Origin of the sequence: Mycolicibacterium sphagni (assembly GCF_002250655.1) — a bacterium.
Classification (GTDB): Bacteria; Actinomycetota; Actinomycetes; order Mycobacteriales; family Mycobacteriaceae; genus Mycobacterium; species Mycobacterium sphagni.
In genome coordinates this window covers 1-20,820 of record NZ_NOZR01000035.1, presented here as the reverse complement: position 1 = coordinate 20,820, position 20,820 = coordinate 1, and the positions used below count along the sequence as shown (strand labels likewise).

Sequence of the window (20,820 nt, the reverse complement as noted above, 5' to 3'; positions counted from 1 at the left end):
CGCATATCGAAGGAATATCCTCGCGGCCTATGACCGTCACTACGCGTCGGCCAACGTCACGGTTCCGCTGGGTGCCCGCAGCAGCTGGCTGGATCATCGGCATCATCGCGACGCTGTCGCTGCTGTCGAGCGTGTCCACCATCGTCCGGCACATCATCCGGATCCCCCGGGAGTTCATCAACAGCTACCTCTTCAACTTCCCCGACACCAGCTTCGCCTGGGCGTTCGTTCTGGCGCTCCTGGCTGCCGCGCTCGCAGCTCGCAAGCGCGTCGCCTGGTGGATCCTCGTCTTCTACATGGTGGCCGCCTCGGTCTGGAACATCGCCGACCTGGTGACCGGCGACGAGACGGCCGCCGTGGACGCCGGCGAAGTGATCGGCCTGGTGTTCCATGTGGCCGCGGCCGGCGCGCTGGTGCTGGCCTACAAGGAGTTCTGGGCCAGGGTCCGTCGCGGTGCCCTGCTCAAGGCCGCCGCCGCACTGGTGGCCGGATTGACCGCAGGCACGCTGATCGGCTGGAGCCTGCTCGAATTCTTCCCTGGCACGCTCGCGCGCGAAGATCGCTTCTGGTATGCCCTGAACCGGGTCAGCGCTTTCGCCGGTGCCGGCGCCGAATCCTTCACCGGGCACCCGCACACGTTCGTGAACGCCCTGCTCGGTCTGTTCGGCGCGGTGGCGTTGATGGTGGCCGCGGTGGTGCTGTTCCAGTCCCAGCGCGCCGAGAACGCGCTGACCGGAGAAGACGAGTCCGCCATCCGCGGCCTGCTGCAGGCCTACGGCAAGAACGACTCGCTGGGGTACTTCGCCACCCGGCGCGACAAATCAGTGGTGTTCGCCCCCAACGCCCGCGCCGCGGTGACCTACCGCCTCGAGGTCGGCGTCTGCCTGGCCAGTGGTGACCCGATCGGCGATCCGCGGGCCTGGCAGCAGGCGATCTCCGCGTGGCTGTCGCTGTGCCAGGACTACGGCTGGGCACCCGGCGTGATGGGCGCCAGCTCCACCGGTGCGCAGGCATACCGCGAGGCAGGCCTCAACGCGCTGCAGCTCGGCGACGAGGCGATTCTGTACCCCGACCAGTTCCACCTGTCCGGTCCGGACATGCGCGCCGTCCGCCAGGCGGTCACCCGCGCGCGACGGGCCGGGCTGACGGTACGAATGCGGCGGCACCGCGACTTCTCGCAGGACGAGATGGCCGCGGTGATCAGGCGTGCTGACGCCTGGCGCGACACCGAGACCGAGCGCGGCTTCTCGATGGCCTTGGGCCGGCTCGGCGACAGCGCCGACGGTGACTGCCTGCTGGTCGAGGCTGTACAAGGCGACGATCAGGTCGTCGCGATGCTCTCGCTGGTGCCGTGGGGCAACAGCGGGTTATCGCTGGACTTGATGCGCCGTTCGCCGCAATCCCCGAACGGAACCATCGAGCTGATGGTCTCCGAATTGCTGCAGAACGCCGAAGACATTGGGGTCAGCCGTGTCTCGCTGAACTTCGCGATGTTCCGCGCGGCCTTCGAGCAAGGTGCCCAGTTGGGTGCGGGACCGATCGCCCGCCTGTGGCGGGCGCTGCTGGTGTTCTTCTCGAAATGGTGGCAGCTGGAAACGCTGTACCGGTCCAACATGAAGTACCAGCCGGAGTGGGTCCCGCGGTACGCCTGCTACGACGACGCACGCCTGATCCCCCGGGTCGGCATCGCATCCGTCATCGCCGAGGGCTTCCTGGTGTTGCCGTTCACCCGGCGCAGCAAGCAACACACCGGCCACTACTCCGCTGTCCCCGAAAACCTGGCCGCTACCGGGCGCCTGCACGCCGACGGCAGTGCACCGGATCCCGCCGAACCGACCGATACGAAAGGCGACCGCGGACAGCGGCTGCCTGACCAGGTGCGGGTTCGGATGGCCAAGCTGAAAGCCCTGCAGCACAAGGGTATCGACGCGTACCCGGTGGGCCAGCCGCCCACCCATACGGTGGCACAGGCGCTGGCCGCCGACGATGCCGTCACGCTGAGCGTCGCCGGCCGGATCCTGCGCGCCCGCGACTACGGCGGCGTGGTGTTCGCCCACCTTCGAGACTGGTCCGGTGACGTGCAGTTGTTGCTGGACATGTCCGCCCTCGAAGGCATCGCCGAGGACTTCGCCACCGTCGACCTCGGCGACCTGGTCGAGGTGACCGGCCACATGGGCTACAGCAAGAACGGCACCCGCTCGGTGCTGGTCCAGCAGTGGCGCATGCTCGGAAAATGCCTGCGCCCCTTGCCAGACAAGTGGAAAGGACTGCAGGACCCGGAGGCCCGCGTCCGGGCCCGCTATGTCGACCTCGCGATCAACCCCGAGGCCCGCGACCTCATCCGCGCCAGAAGCAGCATCCTGCATTCGATCCGGGACACGTTGTTCACCAAGGGATTCCTGGAGGTCGAAACTCCGATCCTGCAGCAGATCCACGGCGGCGCCAATGCCCGCCCGTTCAAGACCCACATCAACGCGTACGACCTTGACCTCTATCTGCGCATCGCCCCCGAGCTGTACCTCAAGCGGTTGTGCGTCGGTGGTGTTGAGCGAGTCTTCGAGCTGGGCCGGGCATTTCGCAACGAGGGCGTCGACTTCAGCCACAATCCGGAGTTCACCCTGCTCGAGGCCTATCAGGCCCACGCCGACTACGAGGTGTGGATCGACGGGTGCCGCGAGCTGATCCAGAACGCGGCAGTGGCCGCCAACGGCTCCGCGGTCGTGATGCGCCCCCGCGACGGCGCTCCCGATCAGCTGGAGCCGGTGGACATCTCCGGCACCTGGACGGTCAAGACCGTGCACGACGCGGTCTCCGAGGCGTTGGGCGAACAAATCGACGCCAAAACCGACCTCACCACGCTGCGCCGGCTGTGCCATGCGGCGCACGTTCCCTACCTGTCGCACTGGGACGCCGGCGCGGTGGTATTGGAGCTGTACGAACGGCTGGTGGAAGACAGCACCGAGGCGCCGACGTTCTACACCGATTTCCCGACCTCGGTGTCGCCGCTGACCCGCCCGCACCGCAGTAAGCCGGGGGTGGCGGAGCGCTGGGACCTGGTGGCCTGGGGTGTCGAGCTCGGCACTGCCTACAGCGAGTTGACCGATCCGGTCGAGCAGCGCCGTCGGCTGCAGGAACAGTCCCTGCTGGCCGCGGGTGGCGACCCCGAGGCGATGGAACTCGACGAGGATTTCTTACAGGCGATGGAGTACGCCATGCCGCCGACCGGCGGTCTGGGCGTCGGCGTGGACCGGGTCGTCATGCTGATCACCGGGCGCAGCATCCGCGAGACCTTACCCTTCCCGCTCGCGAAACCGCGTTAGCCAGAAGACGTCTCCTCACAGCCATCGCCAAGGAAGCTTCGTCACCATGAATGCGTGACAACCGCCGATCACCAACACATTTCGTTGATGCACGGATGGTTGCCAATGGCGGTGCAGATCGTGGCCGGGCTCGTTCTGGTGTTGGCTGTGGGCTGGCGGAACAGACGCTGGCGCCTGCTGTGGCTGCCGCTCGCCGCCATCGTCGGCATTGCCGTCGCCTGGTACGCCCAGTGGAGCATCTCCGATGACGGCTTGGCCGGCGACCCGGCCCCGCACCAACTGTGGGTGTGGACCGCCGTGACGGGCGTGGCCGCCGTGGTGGCGGTCGTCGGCTGGCGCGGCGCCCGGTGGTGGCGCCGCGGGATGTCGGTGCTTGCGGTGCCGCTGTGCGCGCTCTCGACGGCGTTGATGCTCAACCTATGGGTCGGGTACTTCCCCACGGTCGACACCGCTTGGAACCAAATGACCGCGGGCCAGCTGCCGGACCAGACCGACCGCGCAACCGTCACCCGGATGGTGGCCCAGCACGTGATCCCCGCCACCGGCTCGATCGTGCCGGTGACCATTCCGGCAGACGCTTCGCATTTCCCGCATCGCGGGGAACTCGTGTATCTGCCCCCGGCCTACTTCGCCACGAATCCGCCGCCGAAGCTGCCCACCGTGATGATGATCGGCGGCGAGTTCAACACACCCACCGACTGGCTGCGGGCCGGTAACGCCGTCAAGACCATCGACGATTTCGCGGCTGCCCATCACGGCAATGCCCCGGTGTTCGTGTTCGTCGACTCCGGCGGGGCGTTCAACAATGACACCGAATGCGTCAACGGCCCGCGCGGCAATTCCGCCGACCACCTGATCAAAGATGTTGTGCCGTTCATGGTCTCGAACTTCGGGGTCAGCACCGACCGGGCCAACTGGGGCATCGTCGGCTGGTCGATGGGCGGCACCTGCGCCGTCGACCTCACCACCATGCATCCCGACAAGTTCAGCGCTTTCGAGGACATCGCCGGCGACTTCGCCCCCAACTCCGGCACCAAGACCCAGACGATCTCCCGGCTGTTCGGCGGTAACGCTGCCGCGTATGCCGACTTCAACCCCGCCGAGGTGATAGCCAAACACGGTCGATACCAGGGTGTTTCAGCCTGGTTCGCGGTTTCGGGTAATCCGTCGGCTTCACGCACACCCCTGCGAGTCGCCGCGACCCCCAGCGATCCGAACGCCGCAGCCAACGCGCTCTGCGGGCTCGGCGCCGCCAACGGCATCGACTGTTCGGTCGTTGCCCAGCCTGGTAAGCACGACTGGCCGTTCGCGGCACGCGCCTTCGCCGCCGCGCTGCCCTGGCTGGCCGGCAAGATCGAGACACCGGGTGTCCCGTCGGTGGACCTACCAGGGCCGCCGGTTCCCCAGCCAGGCCCCGTCACGATCGCAGCCGCAGGGAGGCCGCCGGGAGTACGGTGAGCCCTATGCCCGACGAACCTGACTCCGGGGTGCCGACGTTCGAGTCGGTGCAGGAGAAGATCGAGACCCGATTCGGAACCGCGCTCGGTTCAGCCGAATTGGCGGCGGACACGCCCGAGGGCCGCACCATCGAGGACCAGTACGAGGCCCGGCAGAAGGCGGCAACTGAGCGCCTCGAGGAGATCCGCGCCTCTATGCACAAGCCGGACCAGCCCTGAGTAGACCCATCGTCGCGATCACCGGCGCCAGCAGCGGTATCGGCGCCGCGACCGCGCGGCTGCTGGCCGGCCGCGGCGCGGCTGTCGTTCTTGGTGCGCGCCGCGAGGATCGACTGCGCGCGCTGGCAGACGAGATTCGATCCGCGGGCGGCACGGCAGTGACCGTCCCTACCGACGTGACGCAGCGCGCTGACGTCGAGCGGCTGGTCGATACCGCCGTGCAGGCGTTCGGCCGGCTCGATGTATTCGTCGGCAATGCCGGTATCAGCAAGATCGGGCCGACCACCGAACTCGACGTGGACGGCTGGTCGACGATGATCGACGTCAACCTTCGGGGTGTGCTGCACGGCATCGCCGCGGCCCTGCCGGTTTTTCGCCGCCAGGGCCAGGGCGATTTCGTCACGGTCGTGTCGACTGCCGGTATCAAGATCATTCCGAACATGGGCGTCTACGCAGCCACCAAGAACGCCGTGCGCACCCTCCTGGAGGCGTTACGTCAGGAATCCACCGACGGCGTCATCCGGACCATGTCCATCTCACCGGGCTACGTCAACACCGAGCTGGACTCGTCGATCGAAGACCCCGAGGCCCGCCGTCAGACTCGCGCGGCGATGGAGAGTTTCGGCCTGCCGCCCGAAGCAGTCGCCAGGGCAATCGCTTTCGCCATCGAGCAGCCTCGTGATGTCGAGATCGGTGACATCACCATCCGGCCGACGGTGCAGGGCTAGCTGACCTTACGCCGCCGTGTCGTCCGCTTGGGCGGCGCGGGCACCGCGCCCAGCACGTCGGACAGGAACTTGCCGGTGTAGCTCTCCGGTACCGCCGCCACATCCTCCGGCGTGCCCTGCGCGACCACGGTGCCGCCACCCGAACCGCCCTCGGGGCCCATGTCGACGATCCAGTCCGAGGTCTTGATGACATCCAGGTTGTGCTCGATGACGATCACCGAATTGCCTTTGTCCACCAGGCCGTTGATGACCTTGAGCAGCTTGCGGATGTCCTCGAAATGCAGACCGGTTGTCGGCTCGTCGAGAATGTAGACGGTGCGCCCGGTCGAGCGCTTCTGCAGTTCGGCCGCCAGTTTGACGCGCTGCGCCTCACCGCCGGACAGCGTGGGCGCCGGCTGACCCAGCCGCACGTAGCCCAGTCCGACGTCGACGAGTGTCCGCAGATACCGGTGGATGGAGGAGATCGGCTCGAAGAATTCGGCAGCGTCCTCGATGGACAGGTCCAGCACCTCGGAAATGGTCTTGCCCTTGTAGTGCACCTCGAGGGTTTCCCGGTTGTAGCGCGCACCGTGGCACACCTCGCAGGGGACATACACGTCCGGCAGGAAGTTCATCTCGATCTTGATGGTGCCGTCGCCCGAACATGCCTCGCAGCGGCCGCCTTTGACGTTGAACGAGAATCGGCCGGGCTGATAGCCGCGCACCTTGGCCTCGGTGGTGGCCGCGAACAGGGTGCGGATCTTGTCGAACACTCCGGTGTAGGTGGCCGGGTTCGACCGCGGTGTACGCCCGATCGGCGACTGGTCGACCCGGACCAGTTTGTCGACATGCTCAAGGCCGTTGATCCGGGTGTGCCGCCCCGGGACCTGGCGGGCACCGTTGAGCTTGTTGGCCAGCACCGACGCCAGGATGTCGTTGACGAGCGTGGACTTACCCGAGCCCGATACCCCCGTCACCGACGTCAGCACCCCGAGCGGAAACGCGACGTCGATATCGCGCAGGTTGTGTTCCCGGGCGCCGATCACCGTGAGCTGCTTGCGCCGATCGACCGGACGCCGGACAGCCGGCACGTCGATGCTCTGCTTGCCCGACAGGTAGGCCCCGGTGATGGAATCCGGATTGCGCAGCAGATCGGCATACGGCCCGCTGTGGACCACCCGGCCGCCGTGCTCGCCGGCCGCCGGACCGATGTCGACCACCCAGTCCGAGTGCGCGATGGTGTCCTCGTCGTGTTCGACGACGATCAACGTGTTGCCCAAATCCCTTAGGCGAGTGAGGGTTTCGATCAGACGACGGTTATCGCGCTGATGAAGTCCGATCGAGGGCTCGTCGAGCACGTAGAGCACGCCGACCAGACCCGACCCGATCTGGGTGGCCAGCCGGATGCGCTGGGCCTCACCACCAGAGAGCGTGCCCGCTGCGCGCGACAGCGACAGATAGTCCAGCCCCACGTCGAGCAGGAAGCCCAGCCGGGACTGCACCTCCTTGAGTACCTGCCCGGCGATGGCCGACTCACGGGCGCCGAGGGTCAGATCGTTGAGAAACTTCGAGCAGTCCGCGATCGACAGGGCGGACACCTCGGCGATCGACTTCGCGCCGTGCTCCCCCGCTGCCAGCGTGACCGCGAGGATCTCCGGCTTCAGCCGCGTGCCGTTACAGACCGGGCACGGCACGTCGCGCATGAACCCGTCGTAGCGCTCTTTCATCTGCTCGGACTCGGTCTGCTCCATACGCCGGTGCAGGAAAGCCATCACACCTTCGAATTCGGCATAGTACGAACGGGTCCGGCCGTATCGGTTCTTGTAGCGGACGTGGACCTGCTCGTCGCAGCCTTCCAGAATTGCCTTGCGCGCCTTGGCCGGAAGCTTGCGCCACGGGGTGTCGACGTCGAAGCCCATCGACTCGCCCAGGCCCGCCATCATCCGGGTGAAGTATTCGGCGGTGTGGCCCATCGCCCAGGGCGCCACCGCGCCTTCGGCCAGCGTGAGGTCCGGATCGGGCACCACCAGATCCGGGTCGACCTCCTTGCGGATGCCAAGGCCGCTGCACTCCGGGCACGCGCCGTAGGGCGAGTTGAACGAGAACGACCGCGGCTCGAGGTCATCGACGGCCAGCGGATGGCCGTTGGGGCAGGCGAGCTTCTCGGAGAACCGCTGCTCACGGTGCGGGTGGTCGTCCTCGCGGTCGACGAACTCCAGCACCACGATGCCGTCGGCCAGGTTCAGCGCCGTCTCGACCGAGTCGGTCAGCCGCTGCTTGGCACTGGCCTTGACGGTCAGCCGGTCGACCACCACCTCGATATCGTGCTTCTCCTGCTTCTTCAGCTTGGGCGGGTCGGTGAGCGCGTGCACCACACCGTCTACCCGGACCCGGCTGTAGCCCTGGCTGTTCAGCTTGTCGAACAAGTCGACGAACTCACCCTTGCGGGTGCGCACGACCGGGGCCAGAACTTGGAACCGGATGCCCTCGTCCATGGCCAACACCTGGTCGACGATCTGCTGCGGGGTCTGCCGGGCGATCCGCTCACCGCAGACCGGGCAGTGCGGGGTGCCGGCGCGAGCGTAGAGCAGGCGCAGGTAGTCGTAGACCTCCGTGATAGTGCCGACGGTCGAGCGCGGGTTGCGGTTGGTGGACTTCTGGTCGATGGACACCGCCGGCGAGAGACCCTCGATGAAGTCGACGTCCGGCTTGTCCATCTGCCCGAGGAACTGGCGGGCGTAGGCCGACAGCGACTCGACGTAGCGGCGCTGCCCCTCGGCGAAGATCGTGTCGAACGCCAGCGACGACTTGCCCGACCCGGACAGTCCCGTGAACACGATCAGGCTGTCCCGGGGCAGGTCCAAGTCGACGCTGCGCAAGTTGTGCTCGCGCGCGCCTTTGACGATCAGGCGATCAGCCACGAGCGCCCCTTCCTGCAGTTTTGTGGGCACGAAGAAGCCGCCGAGAGGACATTCCATCTCGTACGCGGCTCATTGATCCCCATGCTATGTCGACCCACCGACAAGTAACGTGGCGACCATGACAGTCGTCGACGACACCTACACCGGACACGTCGAACCGCAGGCCGCGGCCCGCCGGACCCTGCCCGGCGCCACCATCATCAAGATGTCGGTGGGCCCGATGGACAACAACACCTACCTGGTCACGTGTTCCCGGACCGGCGAGAGCCTGTTGATCGACGCCGCCAACGACCCGGAGCTGCTCGTCGACCTGGTACGTGAGCAAGCGCCGAAGCTGACGCTCATCGTGACCAGCCATCAGCATTTCGACCATTGGCAGGCGCTGGAAGCCCTGGCCGCGGCGACCGGGGTACCGACCGCGGCCCACCAGCTCGACGCCGAGCCCCTGTCCGTCACGCCGGACCGCTTCCTGGCCGGTGGCGACACCATCGTCGTCGGCGACCTGATCTTCGACGTCATCCACCTGCGCGGCCACACCCCCGGCTCGGTGGCATTGGCGCTCAGGCCCACCGAAGACCGGACCGCCACGCATCTGTTCACCGGCGACTGCCTGTTCCCGGGCGGGGTCGGCAAGACCTGGGAGCCCGGCGCTTTCGAGCAACTGCTCGGCGACGTCGACAGCCGGGTGTTCGGCGCGTATGGCGACGACACCGTCGTCTATCCCGGACACGGCGACGACACGAACCTCGGCGCCGAACGGCCGCACCTAGCCGAATGGCGTGAGCGCGGCTGGTGAGTCAGGGCAAGGCGGTCAGCTGCCGAGGCCCTTCTTGATGGCGGCGGCTTGCTTCTGACCGACGTCGGTGACGAAGTCCGGCGGCGGCAGCGAGTCCGCCGGGCCGTCAAACTCCAGAGTTACGAAAGCTCGGCCTTCGGCGAACAGCAAGACCGCCACGCCCTTTGAACCGTCTGGTGACTTCCCCGACAACATGATTCCGCCGCTGCCGACATTGGTCGCGTCCGTTTTGGGGTCTTTGACGACGCTCTCCTGTCCTGCCCTTGCCGAGTTCAGCGCGTCCGCGGCGGCGGCCGGATCTGGCAGGACTTGGATGGTGTCGCGGATAGAGACCTCAAGGACCGTGAGGCCATTTTGATCTTCGGGGTGAGGTTGGCTGCTGAAGGTTATCGCCGCACCCGGTTGGCCATTGGGATTGGTTGTCGGCGGCCCCGCGGTGAAAGGTATCGGCGCGTCGATATCTGTCACCTGGATTAGCAGCCCGGTGTAGTCGGTCGGCTGTGCGAGCGCTGAAGAACTCGGAGCTGAGGTCGTCCCACTGGTGGTGAACTCGGCTGTCGTAGTCGAGGTGGCCGATGCCGACTTGGTCGTCGATGACGATGACGTACTACCGCAACCGGCCACCGACACGACCAGCGCCGTAGCTGCCAGCACGCCGCTGGCCGTCGTCTGAGACATCCTCATCCAAGCCCCCGATATCCGTCTTGCTCCTTGCGAGGCCCACATATTACGGCGAGCGCATAACCCTCACCGAGTAAATACCCAGCACGGATAAGCCGATGACCGGCGACTGCCTGTTCCCCGGCGGGGTCGGCAAGACCTGGGAGTCGAGCGTCCGCACCTCGCTGCGTGGTGCGAGCGCGGCTGGTGACGGCCGTCTAGCTCGACGCAGAAGAGAATTGCAGGGGCCCGGTTTCGGCGTCCGGCTCCACGATCGTCGCCTTGCCCAATCGCTTCTTCAGCCGTGCGCTCTTGCGCATCTGAATGATCAGATTGGTGGCAGTGAACATCGGGATCGCGCCGAGGAAGGTGCGCTCCGACGGGGTGTGACCGTGCAGGTACTCCAGGCTGCCGAATACGTAGAAGATGCCCATTGTCATGAACGACAGCGGCACCGAGTAGGCCAGCGGTGACCTGCGGATGTCGATGATGCGCTCGGCGAGGTTCCATTCGTCCTGCGACATGGGTTCGCCCTTGCGCAGCTTGCGCAGTGCCCTCTGATAGCTGTTCAGTTCATCGCTGAGCGGAAGGCTTCCCAGGCGCATGAGCCGTCTGGTGTAGACGAACGCACAACTGGCGAACACCACTTCGAATCCCAACGCGACGAACATCAAGAAGCCCCAGAGCCCCAGGCCCGAAGTGTGGGTGCTGAAACTCATCGCGTCACCTCCAGGAATTTCGGCGGCAGCGGGCGCGACCGCACCAGCGTCGGCCACCAGAACCATGGCCCCAGAAGCCGAATCAGCGACGGCACAATGAACGACCGCACGATCAAGGTGTCCAGCAGTAGGCCGATACACACGGTGGAGCCCACCTGGGCGATCGTCTTCAAGTCGCTGGCGAGCATCGCGAGCATCGTGAAGGCGAACACCAGACCGGCCGACGTCACCACGCCGCCTGTGCTGCCGAGCGCGCGTATCAGTCCGGTGTTTAATCCGGTTGTCTGATAACCGATTCCGATCTCTTCTTTGACTCTTGCTATCAGCAGCAGGTTGTAGTCCGAACCGACCGCGACCAGGATGACGAACGTGATGGGCAACACCAGCCAGTGCAGGTGTAGTCCGATCAAGTGCTGCCACAACAGGATCGACAGTCCGAACGCACCCGCGAACGAGAACGCCACGGTGCCGGGAATCACGATAGCTGCCATCAGGCTTCGGGTCAGCACCAGCATGATCAGGAAGATCAGCACGAAGGCGGCGATCGCCACGATCTTGAGGTCCGAGGTGGCGTACTCCTTGATGTCCTTGTTGTTCGCCGCCGCACCGCCGATATAGATCCTCGCGCCGGCCAATGACGTTTCCTTCAGCGCTGCCTTCACCGCGTCGGGAAAGGCGTTGACGTGGTCGATGCCCTCGGGGGCCATCGCGTTGCCCTCGTGGGTTATGACGAAGCGCGCGGCCTTGCCGTCCGGCGACATCATCAGCTGCATACCGGTTTTCACGTCTTCGTTGTCGAAGGCTTCTCGGGGCATGTAGAAGTAGTCGTCACTGCGTGACGCGTCGAAATCGTTGCCGACGTTGATCTGGTCGTCGAACGTTTGGTCGGTCTGCGTGGATTGCAGGTGCGCCGGGCCGTAGTTGTTGACGATGACGGTCTGCAGTGCTTGGGTCTCGTCGCGCGTGACCTTCAGCTGGGCGACCATCTGCGGCATCAGGGCGTCGACGGCCTGGAAGTCGGTGACGGCGTTGTGGATCTGTGCGTCCAGGGCGTCGATGCCGTCGAGCCCGTCGAACAGCGACCGGAACGAATAGCAGATCGGAATGTCGTAACAGTGTGGCTCCCAATAGAAATAGCTCTTCAGGGGCCGGATGAAGTCGTCGAGGTTCGAGATGTCCTCGTTGATCTCGTCGGTGACCTGTTGCAGGTTCTCCAGGGTGAGCACGGTGGTGTGCAGGTCGTCGGCCAGCTTCTGGGTCAGGTCGATGGTCTTGCCCAGTGTCGCCACGGTGTCGGCCTGGATCTGAGCCTGCTGGTCAGTGTTGTCGTTGGCGTGTTCGTTGAAGGGCAGCTGTTGACCGGCGGCGCCGCCCTGGACAGTGAACAGGTAAGGGATGTTCGCGTGGTCCAGCGGCCGGCCGAGCGGTCTGGTGATGCTCTGCACCATGGCCACGCCGGGTAGCCGGATCAAGGCCTTCGCGACGCGGTCCAGGGAGATGAAATCTGCCGAGTTGCGCATGTCGTGGTCGGACTCGACCATCATCATCTCGGTGAAGAGCTTGCTCTGCGGGAAGTGCCGGTCGGCGGCCGTGAAGCCCTGATTGGCCGCGCCTGAGACCGGCTGGTAGGCCCGGTCGTCGTAGCTCACCCGGTAACTCGGCACAAAGATCGCCCCGAGCACCACCACCGCGGTACTGGCTGCGAGGATCGGCACCGGCCAGCGCACCACACTGGCGCCGATCCGCCGGTACAGCCGTCCCCGGTGCGGTTTTTTGGGGTCGAACAGCCCGAACAGAGTGCCCAACGTCAGGAGCGCCGGCGCGAGCGTCAGTGCCGCCGCGATGGTGAACAGCATGCTGATCGCTACCGCCGGGCCCATGGTGTGGAAGTAGTCCAGACGCGCGAACGTCAGGCAGAAACACGAACCGGCGATCGTGAGGCCCGAGCCGATGATGATCGGGGCCACCCCCCGGTAGGCGGTGTAATAGGCATCTTCCCGGCTCTCACCCAACTGTCGGGCTTCGTGATAGCGGCCAAGCAGGAAGATGCCGTAGTCCGTACCCGCGCCCAACGTCAGCGACACGACGATGTTCACCGCGAACGACGACATCGGGATGAACCCGTAGTGCCCCAGGGTCGAGACGACGCCCTTGGCGATGAGAATCTCGAACAGCACGCTGTACATCGGCACAGCCACGTTGGTCAGTGAGCGATACACCAGCAGCAGCATCACCAGGATCAAGATGATCGTGACGATCGTGATGTTGTTCAGGCTCGAGTTCGCGATCGACAGTGTGTCCGACGCCATCGGCGCCGAACCGCTGACGTAGACCTTCAGACCCTGCGGCGGACTGTCGTTTTTGACGATGTCCCGCACGGCATCCACGGACTCGTTGGCCTGGATCTGCCCGACGTTGCCCGCCAGGCGCAGCAGCACGTAAGTGGCCTTGCCATCGATGCTCTGCGCACCGGCCGCGGTGATCGGCTTGCCCCAGAGATCCATGACGTACTGGACGTGCTGGGTGTCTTGCCTGAGGCGCTGTACCAGGCCTTCGTAGTACCGATGGTCCTGATCGTCGAGCGGGCGGTCAGCCTCCAGCACGACCATGGTCAGACTCGTGGAGTTGGACTCCTGGAATTTGGCGCCGATGTGCAGCAGGGCGAATTGCGAAGGCGCATAGGTCGGGATCTCGGGCCCGGCGAGTTCGGTGGCGACGTCCTCGACCTTTGGGACGAAGGTGTTGGTCGCGACTGCCAGTAGGGCCCAGAAGATGATGATCGGGATTGCCAGCAGGCGCACCATTCTGGGAAAGAATGGGCGCTTTGCCTGGTGTGCACTCACGCGGATTTCACCCGGCAGGTGACGTCGGCATCGTCCCGAGTCGCCGATTGTTCATCCCGCACAACGTCATTGACCAACATCCGGCAACCGACGTGTCCGCCGTGCACCTGCACCGAGATGCTGCCCGAGACCACAGTGAGCGTTGTGGTTTCGGTATGCGACCACGGAAGTTCGGTGAGATCGACCTTGTGGGGATGGCCGTCGATATCGATGTAGTCCAACATGCCGCCGCTGCCGACATCCCCGAACAACTCGTAGGTGAGCCGCTTGGGCGTGAACTCCTCGGGCGCCTGCGGCGGGTTGACCGCCAGCACTGGGCCTGGAGCCGTCGACTGGTGAACCTTGTACATGCACAGCGCACCGACGCTGAGTGCTACGACTACCACGAGGGGTAGCCAGGCTCTGGCCAGGATCGCCCGTCCCGTCCAACGCCGGCCCTCCACAGCTTGTCCCATTCGATCGCCTTCCGGAACCCGGTACTCAGACCTTGGGGATTTATATCCCATGCAGAATAGATTGTTCAACCACAACCGGGTGCACCAGTGCATCGCCTCTATGGTTCCTGCGCGGTTGCTGTCAGCCCTTTCGGTAATCAGCGCAGCTTTCACACCGGTTCGTTGTGAACACTGCGGCGCTCTCGTTTATTCCCTTTGTATTACTTCAGTGATATAAAGCGGGCATGGAATCAGCTGCCACGGACGGTGTCGAGTCGATATCCGAGATGATCTCGCTCGCCACGGACACCATGTGGCGATATCTGATCGACCGCGACGAGCTCAGTGCGAGCGCACTGTTGGTGCTCAATCGCTTGCATCGCGAGGGTCCGATGCGCTTGACAGCACTGGCCGCTGCCGAGAGCGCCAGCCAGTCGGGCATGACGCAGTTGGTTCAGCGCTTGGAGCGTCAAGGACTACTGGAGAGGTGGAGCGATCCCGACGACGGTCGGGCATCGCTCGTCATGCTTGGGGAAGCGGGCCAACGAAACTGGGCTGCACGCGCGTCTGCGCGGACCCGGCGCATCGCGGAGTGGATGCCTACGGTGTCCGAGGACGATCAAGTCGCACTGTGGCTGGCGGCGAAGGTGGTTGTCCGAGTCCTCAGCCAGATGCGTGAAACGGCGGGCTAGCTGTCAACCAGCCGGTTGGCAAACCCTGGGTGGCATGCGCGGCGCACCCGGCGGCTTTTGTTCCTATCTGCCCGACGAAAGCCCCTCTGGGCGTTGACTGTCCGGGCTGCGGAGCCATACGCCTGAAACTCACAGCCAGCCTTTGCGTTTGAACACGACGTAGAGCAGTCCTGACACCAGCACGATGATCAACGCGCTGGACACCAACCCGACCACGCTCTGAAATCCCGGATACGGCACGTTCTGGCCATACCAACCGGTGACCGCGGTCGGCACCGCGATGATGGCCGCCCAGCCGGTGAGCTTCTTCATGATCGTGTTCAGTCGGGCGTCCTGCAGCGACAGGTTCGTCTCGAACACCGTGGTGATCATGTCGCGCAACGACTCGGTCCATTCCGCCGCCCGGATGACATGGTCGTACAGGTCGGAGTACCAGCCGTCGAGCTCGACGGAGTCGGCGCGCTCGGCACGGCGGCGCATGATGGTGTTGATCACCTCGCGCATGGGCAACACGACCCTGCGCAGCTCCACAAGCTCCTTACGCAGGCGATAGGTCGAACGCTGGATCGTGCGGGACACCGCGCGGTCGTCGAAGAGCCCGTCCTCGAGAGCTTCGATCGCGTCGTCGAGTTGCTGGATGGTGTCGAACTGACCGTCGACGATCACGTCGAGAAGTCCGTGCAACAGAGCCGGCGGACCCATCTTCAGCAGGTCGGCATTATCGTCCCACCGGCGAACCACCTCATCGATGTCGAAAACCGGTCGCTGCGGGTCGATTTCGTGCCGCACGGTGACAACTCCGGCGGGCAACACGAAGATCGACACCCGCGCCAGCAGGAGCCGCGACTCGAGATCATTGGCCAGCGGTGGGGCCAGCGCGGTGGCGTACACGGTTAGGAATGTGTGCGACGCGTACCGCGTGGCCTTGGTGCGCTCGGCATGGGCAACGGTGTCTTCGATGGCGTGCTGATCAAAGCCGAGTTCGTCGGCCAGCTGGCACAGCACATCGTGATCCGGGTTGCACATGTCGACCCAAACCAAGGACCCGTCCTCGGCGAGGTGGTCCGAGACCTCTTGGAGGGGAAAGTCCTCGGCCTTCAGTTCGCCATTGACCCACAAACGGGTTCGGCAGTGGGACATCAGTCCAGTGTGCGCCCAGCCCGTAGGCGACTAGCCGGTGGTGTGCACGATCAGCACGTCGGTCTTGGACCGGCGAGCCACGTTGGCAGGCACCGAACCCAGCAGGCGGCCGGCGATCGTGCTCAGGCCGACGTTGCCGACGATCAGCAGATCGGCGCCGACCTCTTCGGCCAGTTCGACCAGGGCGTCGACCGGAGCTCCGACGACCGCGCGCTCTTCGACCTCGGCGGCACCGGCAGCCTTGGCGCGGTCGCGGGCCTCACGCAGGATCGCGTAGATGGGGGCATTGCCCGCCATCTTGTAGCCCTCATCCTTCAGGAGATCGGCCGCGCGGGTGTCCTCTGAAGCCGGGAAGTAGGCGGTCGCCACGATGACCTTGGAACCGGGCTCGGAGGCGAGGTAGCCCGCCCGGTCGACTGCACGCAGCGATGAATCCGAGCCGTCCGTGCCGACGACCACGGTCTTGTAACCGCCCATTCGTACCCTCCAGTCTCCAATTTCAACGCCGCTTGGAACACTAACGCCTCAACACCATGCAAGGGTGCGATTCACGCCACGCGGCAATTCCTGACCGCCGCGCGAAGCCACTCTAGCGGGGAAAACAGCGCGCCCAGCCACGGCGTGAGCCTTCTGACAGCTTCGGCAATTACAAATCCACATCGCATCGGATTCGCGATTGTCAGCCCCGCCACACATCAATGATGACCAATCACCTGAATTCAAAACCCCATGAATTAGCCAGGTTTGGGCAGCAAGCGATCTGCCCTTGGCCGCGAGAATCTCACCATGCGGCTGGGCGACGGCCGAGCGGTGGGGTACGCGCAGTACGGCGCGCCCGACAGCACCGTCATCGTCAACGCCCATGGCGGACTGGCATGTCGACTCGATGTGGCAGCTGCCGATACCGCGGCACGCGAAGCCGGTGTCCGGTTGATCTCACCGGACCGACCGGGAATCGGTGAATCCGATCCGCAGCCGGGACGCACCATCCTGGACTGGGCCGGTGACATCTCGGAGATATTGAATAATCTTGGGGTCGAGCAGTTTTCGGCGATGGAATGATCGATGGGCGGTCAGTACGCCGCCGCGCTCGCCTGGGCGCTCCCCCGCCGGGTGACCCGGGTAGCGATCATCGCTGGAGCGCTGCCGCTGACCGAGCCTGGTGCCTTCACCCGGCTGTCGCAGCGAGTGCCGTGGCTGGTGAAGCCCTGCTTCAGTGCCATGGCGCTGGCCGCGCTTGCTCGCCCGTCGCATTCCTGATGCGACGCTGCACGAGCGGCCCGGCGGGCACTTCCTGGCCCGCCTGTACTACCCCGACATCTTCGCCAACGTGGCGAGGTAGTCCGGTCTAGTTGCCGAACCACCGGCTCGCCGGCGGCAGATCCGTTCCGAGGAGGGCACCGGCGGGTGCTCCCGACTCCGAACCCGACGCGTGTGCCGACCACCCGGTGCCCGTGCACAGCAGGTCACGCGGCGCCGAGATCGTCGACGGCAACGGGATTCCGAAGCCCGGGATGCCGGGGATCGTGATCTGCGGCGGCGAGAGCAGCGTGGCCACACCTTGCGAGAGCGCCGGCAGCAGCCCCGCAGGCGGGGTTGGCAGGGTGCCGGCGGAATCGGACAGCGGCGCCGACGGAATCAGCGTCCCCAGTCCGCCGGGCGTCGGCCCCACGTAGCCACCGGGCCCACCGGGCAGTACCCGTGGCGGGGTAGGCGGCGTCGCGAGCTGGTTGTTGCCGACCGTGCCAGGGGTTGCCGCGGGAGGAGTCGGAATTCCACTGCCACCACCGCCACCCGGGCCGCCTGGAACCGCGGCGGGCGGCGTGCCCGGGGTCACCACGTTGTTGGTGAACGGGGCTCCGGGAACCGCACCCGGAGGCGTCGGCAGACCACCACCGCCACCACCACCCGGACCACCGGGAACCGCACCCGGAGGCGTCGGCAGACCACCGCCACCGCCACCACCGGGACCACCGGGAACCGCACCCGGAGGCGTCGGCAGACCACCACCGCCACCACCACCGGGACCACCGGGAACCGCACCCGGAGGCGTCGGAATGCCCGTGCCACCACCGCCGACAGCGGCCGCGGGGACTGCAGCGCCGGCGTCTGCGGGCAGACCCGCAGCGGCGGCGGCGATCGCTTCGGCAGGAACGCCGGCCGACGGTGCCAGCACACCGGAGGCGTCAGCAACAGGTGCGCCAACAGCGCCGGCAGCAGCTGCGGCGGGAGCGCCGGCCGATGCCCCACCCGCGACACCGGCACTGTCGGACAGCGCCGCGGCCGCAGGGCCTGCGGCACCAGCATTGTCGGTGATCGGAGCCGCCGGGACCGCACCGGCGTTGTCGCTGATCGGGGCTGCGGGCACACCGCCCGCGTTGTCGGCGATGGGCGCGGCTGGAACACCGCCGGCACCGGGGAGACCGCCGCCCTCACCGACCGGTACGCCGGGGACTGCGCCTGGAGGCGTCGGCAGACCACCACCGCCACCCTCACCCGGCGCACCCGGAACCGCACCCGGAGGCGTCGGCAGACCACCACCGCCACCCTCACCGGGGGCACCCGGAACGCCAGCGGGCGGCGTCGAGCCGGTCTCGACGACATTGCCGCCAGGGGTGCCGGGGACGGCGGCCGGCGGCGTGGGGACACCGCCGCCGCCACCCTCACCCGGCGCACCGGGAACGGCTGCGGGCGGGGTCGAAAGGTTCTCGACGCCTGGGGTTCCCGGCGTGCCGGGGATCACCGTGTCGGGAGTCGGCGGGGTCGCCGCACCGGGGGTGCCAGGGGTGCCGGGAAACGCGGCCGGGGTGCCCGGCACGTTGACGTTCACCGGAGCTCCCGGGGTGCCCGGCACCGCAGCCGGCGGCGTGGAGACGCCCGGGATGGAGGCCGCGCCGGGAACGCCCGGCAGGGTGACGCCGGGTGTGCCCGGGACGTTGATCATCCCGCCGGGCGTCGGGACGCCCGGAATCGATGCGCCGGGAGGGGGAAGAGTTCCCGACGAATCGTTGAGCACGTTGCCCGGCGTCGCGGCAGGCGGGATCCCTGGCGTGTTGAGCGACAGGTTGTTGCCGCCACCCGGTCCGCCGGGAACCGCCGCGGGCGGCGTCGACACCGAGGTGTTCACGTCGCCACCGGGAACTGCGGCGGGCGGGGCCGGCGGAGTGCCGCCACCGCCGGGCACTTCGCCACCGGGAACTGAAGCCCCAGGAGCGGGCGGGGTCACGACGGACTCGTTGGTGTTTCCGCCGGGTACGGCGGCGGGCGGAGTCGGCAGACCACCACCACCACCGCCACCGGGGCCACCGGGCACACCAGCCGGCGGCGTCGGCAGACCACCACCACCACCGCCACCGGGGCCACCGGGCACACCAGCCGGCGGCGTCGGCAGACCACCACCGCCACCACCGCCGGGCAGCGGGGGCACCGCAGCGGGCGGGCCGGGAGGAACTGCACCGCCACCGGGGATCGGCGCGGCAGGAACGACGGCCGGCGGAGCGGGAACGCCACCGGAAGCGTCAGCCAGCGGGGCCGCGGGAATGGCGGCCCCAGGCGGCGGGACCAGGCCGCTCGCGTCCGCGATCGGTGCACCCGCATCGCCAGCGGCGGGCAAGCCGGCAGCCGCGTCGGCCAGCGGAGCAGCGGGAACACCCGCACCGGCGCCTCCGCCCGAGCCGGCACCTGCACCTGCACCTGCACCGCCAGGCAGACCGGCTGCGCCCGGAGCAACGGCAGCGCCCGCATCGCCGGCGGCGGCGGGCGGCGCGCCGGCGGCGTCGATCACCGGGGCGCCGACGGGTGCGGCGGGCACGCCTGCGGCATCGTCGACGGGAGCGCTGGGCACGCCACCGGGCGGGGTCGGAATGCCACCGCCACCGCCACCGGGCGGCGTACCGGGAACACCGGCGGGCGGCGTCGGCAGGCCGCCACCACCGCCACCACCGGGAGCACCAGGAACTGCGGCGGGCGGCGTCGGCAGGCCGCCACCACCGCCACCACCGGGAACGCCGGGAACTGCAGCAGGCGGAGTCGGAATGCTCCGGGCGGTGGTCGTGCCGGGAGTGCCGGGAACCGACGCCGGCGGGACGTGCGTACCGCCGGTACCTGGCATTCCAGGCGATCCGGGAGCACTTGCAGGCGGGATGCGAACGGTTCCGGGAACCGTCGCGGGCGGCACCGGGCCACCCACGGTGGGCGGGTTGTTGGTGAAAAGCGAGTTCGACGTTCCGGGGATGCCCTGGGACAGGTCGGGCGGCGTGGTGAGGAGCTGATGCGTGATGCCCATGCACGGAATGCCCGGGGTGCCATAGTCGGCAGCCGCACGGGGACTGAACAGCGGAGCGGTCCAGAAAAACCCCGCAGTCGCCATGGCGGTAATTGCCGCCACGCGAGACGTGGTCCGCGACATTTTTCCCCGTTTCTGTGAGAGGCCTGAAGGGCAAACTACAGACGTGTAAGTAAGGGAGCAGTCGAACCATTCTGGGGGTTACCGAACTGTTGCGAAGCGGTGTTGAAGCAGTTACACCAGTGACAATTTCCACTCGCAAATATGCGTTGAAGTGCGAAGTGCCGGGCAGCGCGTCACAACCCGATCTACGAGCGGGTGACGAGGTTGCCACAGGCTCTCCGGGGTGCCCAAACGCAGGCAGGAATCAGACCCGGCGGCACCGTGCGCCGAGAAAATGACTTCCCACCGTGTGCCCGGCCATACCGCAGCTCGGGCACACGTCAGCGAGGCTACGGAATCGTCAGCACCTGTCCCGGCTGGATCAAGTCCGGATTGGCGATTCCACTTGCGTCGGCGATCTGCTGGTACCTGTTTCCGTCGCCATAGAAGCGTTCCGCGATCGCTGACAGGGTGTCGCCGGCCACGACGGTGTAGGTCCGTGCCTCAGGCGGGGGCGGCGACACC

The 20,820-nt window shown here is 66.6% G+C and carries 17 protein-coding genes; 8 read left to right on the top strand and 9 right to left on the bottom strand.

Annotation, left to right across the window (positions count from 1 at the left end; all coding sequences use genetic code 11):
* Positions 1-29 precede the first annotated feature (29 nt).
* The 4 genes from lysX (at position 30) to CG716_RS27185 (ending at position 5,724) form a co-directional block, all read left to right on the top strand.
* Positions 30-3,320, top strand: a complete 3,291-nt coding sequence (gene lysX / locus CG716_RS27200; protein ID WP_094484253.1) for a bifunctional lysylphosphatidylglycerol synthetase/lysine--tRNA ligase LysX — start codon at positions 30-32, stop codon at positions 3,318-3,320.
* Between the two features lie 87 nt (positions 3,321-3,407).
* Complete coding sequence (locus CG716_RS27195) at positions 3,408-4,778, top strand: alpha/beta hydrolase (RefSeq protein WP_165774326.1); 1,371 nt, start codon at positions 3,408-3,410, stop codon at positions 4,776-4,778.
* A gap of 5 nt (positions 4,779-4,783) precedes the next feature.
* Positions 4,784-4,996, top strand: coding sequence for a hypothetical protein (locus CG716_RS27190; RefSeq protein WP_094484251.1), 213 nt, complete (start codon positions 4,784-4,786; stop codon positions 4,994-4,996).
* On the top strand, positions 4,993-5,724 hold the full coding sequence (locus tag CG716_RS27185) for an SDR family oxidoreductase (protein WP_094484250.1): 732 nt from the start codon (positions 4,993-4,995) through the stop codon (positions 5,722-5,724). The genes CG716_RS27190 and CG716_RS27185 overlap by 4 nt, the downstream gene beginning before the upstream one ends.
* Here the strand turns inward: CG716_RS27185 and uvrA are convergent.
* Positions 5,721-8,624: an excinuclease ABC subunit UvrA gene (uvrA, locus tag CG716_RS27180; protein WP_094484286.1), complete on the bottom strand. Its 2,904-nt coding sequence runs from the start codon at positions 8,622-8,624 to the stop codon at positions 5,721-5,723. The genes CG716_RS27185 and uvrA overlap by 4 nt on opposite strands.
* A gap of 118 nt (positions 8,625-8,742) precedes the next feature.
* On the opposite strand from uvrA, the gene CG716_RS27175 reads away from it, so the two are divergent.
* A complete protein-coding gene (locus CG716_RS27175; RefSeq protein WP_094484285.1) occupies positions 8,743-9,420 on the top strand; it encodes an MBL fold metallo-hydrolase in 678 nt (225 codons plus the stop codon).
* A 15-nt stretch (positions 9,421-9,435) separates the two neighbouring features.
* Here the strand turns inward: CG716_RS27175 and CG716_RS27170 are convergent, their stop codons facing one another.
* From CG716_RS27170 to CG716_RS27155, 4 genes are all read right to left on the bottom strand, one after another.
* Entirely contained in the window at positions 9,436-10,104 is a 669-nt protein-coding gene (locus CG716_RS27170) for a hypothetical protein (RefSeq protein WP_094484249.1), read from the bottom strand.
* 194 nt (positions 10,105-10,298) lie between these two features.
* Positions 10,299-10,799, bottom strand: a complete 501-nt coding sequence (locus CG716_RS27165; RefSeq protein ID WP_234818063.1) for a hypothetical protein — start codon at positions 10,797-10,799, stop codon at positions 10,299-10,301.
* The gene (locus CG716_RS27160) at positions 10,796-13,603 is read right to left on the bottom strand and encodes an MMPL/RND family transporter (RefSeq protein WP_165774323.1); all 2,808 of its coding nucleotides are present in this window, start codon (positions 13,601-13,603) and stop codon (positions 10,796-10,798) included. The genes CG716_RS27165 and CG716_RS27160 overlap by 4 nt, the downstream gene beginning before the upstream one ends.
* 35 nt (positions 13,604-13,638) lie before the next feature.
* Complete coding sequence (locus CG716_RS27155) at positions 13,639-14,055, bottom strand: MmpS family transport accessory protein (RefSeq protein WP_094484283.1); 417 nt, start codon at positions 14,053-14,055, stop codon at positions 13,639-13,641.
* Between the two features lie 266 nt (positions 14,056-14,321).
* Between CG716_RS27155 and CG716_RS27150 the strand changes: the two genes are divergently transcribed.
* Complete coding sequence (locus tag CG716_RS27150) at positions 14,322-14,768, top strand: MarR family winged helix-turn-helix transcriptional regulator (RefSeq protein ID WP_094484247.1); 447 nt, start codon at positions 14,322-14,324, stop codon at positions 14,766-14,768.
* A 129-nt stretch (positions 14,769-14,897) separates the two neighbouring features.
* Here the strand turns inward: CG716_RS27150 and CG716_RS27145 are convergent, their stop codons facing one another.
* Together CG716_RS27145 and CG716_RS27140 are read right to left on the bottom strand one after the other, a co-directional pair.
* Complete coding sequence (locus CG716_RS27145; RefSeq protein WP_094484246.1) at positions 14,898-15,908, bottom strand: magnesium transporter CorA family protein; 1,011 nt, start codon at positions 15,906-15,908, stop codon at positions 14,898-14,900.
* Positions 15,909-15,938: 30 nt separating this feature from the next.
* Positions 15,939-16,385, bottom strand: a complete 447-nt coding sequence (locus CG716_RS27140) for a universal stress protein (protein WP_094484245.1) — start codon at positions 16,383-16,385, stop codon at positions 15,939-15,941.
* Positions 16,386-16,694: 309 nt separating this feature from the next.
* On the opposite strand from CG716_RS27140, the gene CG716_RS31400 reads away from it, so the two are divergent.
* Both CG716_RS31400 and CG716_RS31395 read left to right on the top strand, forming a co-directional pair.
* Positions 16,695-16,970 (top strand): alpha/beta fold hydrolase, encoded by a 276-nt coding sequence (locus CG716_RS31400; protein WP_420093233.1) that lies wholly within the window; start codon positions 16,695-16,697, stop codon positions 16,968-16,970.
* 3 nt (positions 16,971-16,973) lie between these two features.
* Positions 16,974-17,168, top strand: a complete 195-nt coding sequence (locus tag CG716_RS31395; protein WP_420093232.1) for a hypothetical protein — start codon at positions 16,974-16,976, stop codon at positions 17,166-17,168.
* An 88-nt stretch (positions 17,169-17,256) separates the two neighbouring features.
* On the opposite strand, the gene CG716_RS31185 is transcribed toward CG716_RS31395, so the two are convergent.
* Positions 17,257-20,277 (bottom strand): hypothetical protein, encoded by a 3,021-nt coding sequence (locus CG716_RS31185; RefSeq protein WP_094484244.1) that lies wholly within the window; start codon positions 20,275-20,277, stop codon positions 17,257-17,259.
* Between the two features lie 368 nt (positions 20,278-20,645).
* Positions 20,646-20,820 (bottom strand): LysM peptidoglycan-binding domain-containing protein (locus CG716_RS27125; protein ID WP_133067032.1); only part of this gene is annotated, 175 nt, incomplete at its 5' end.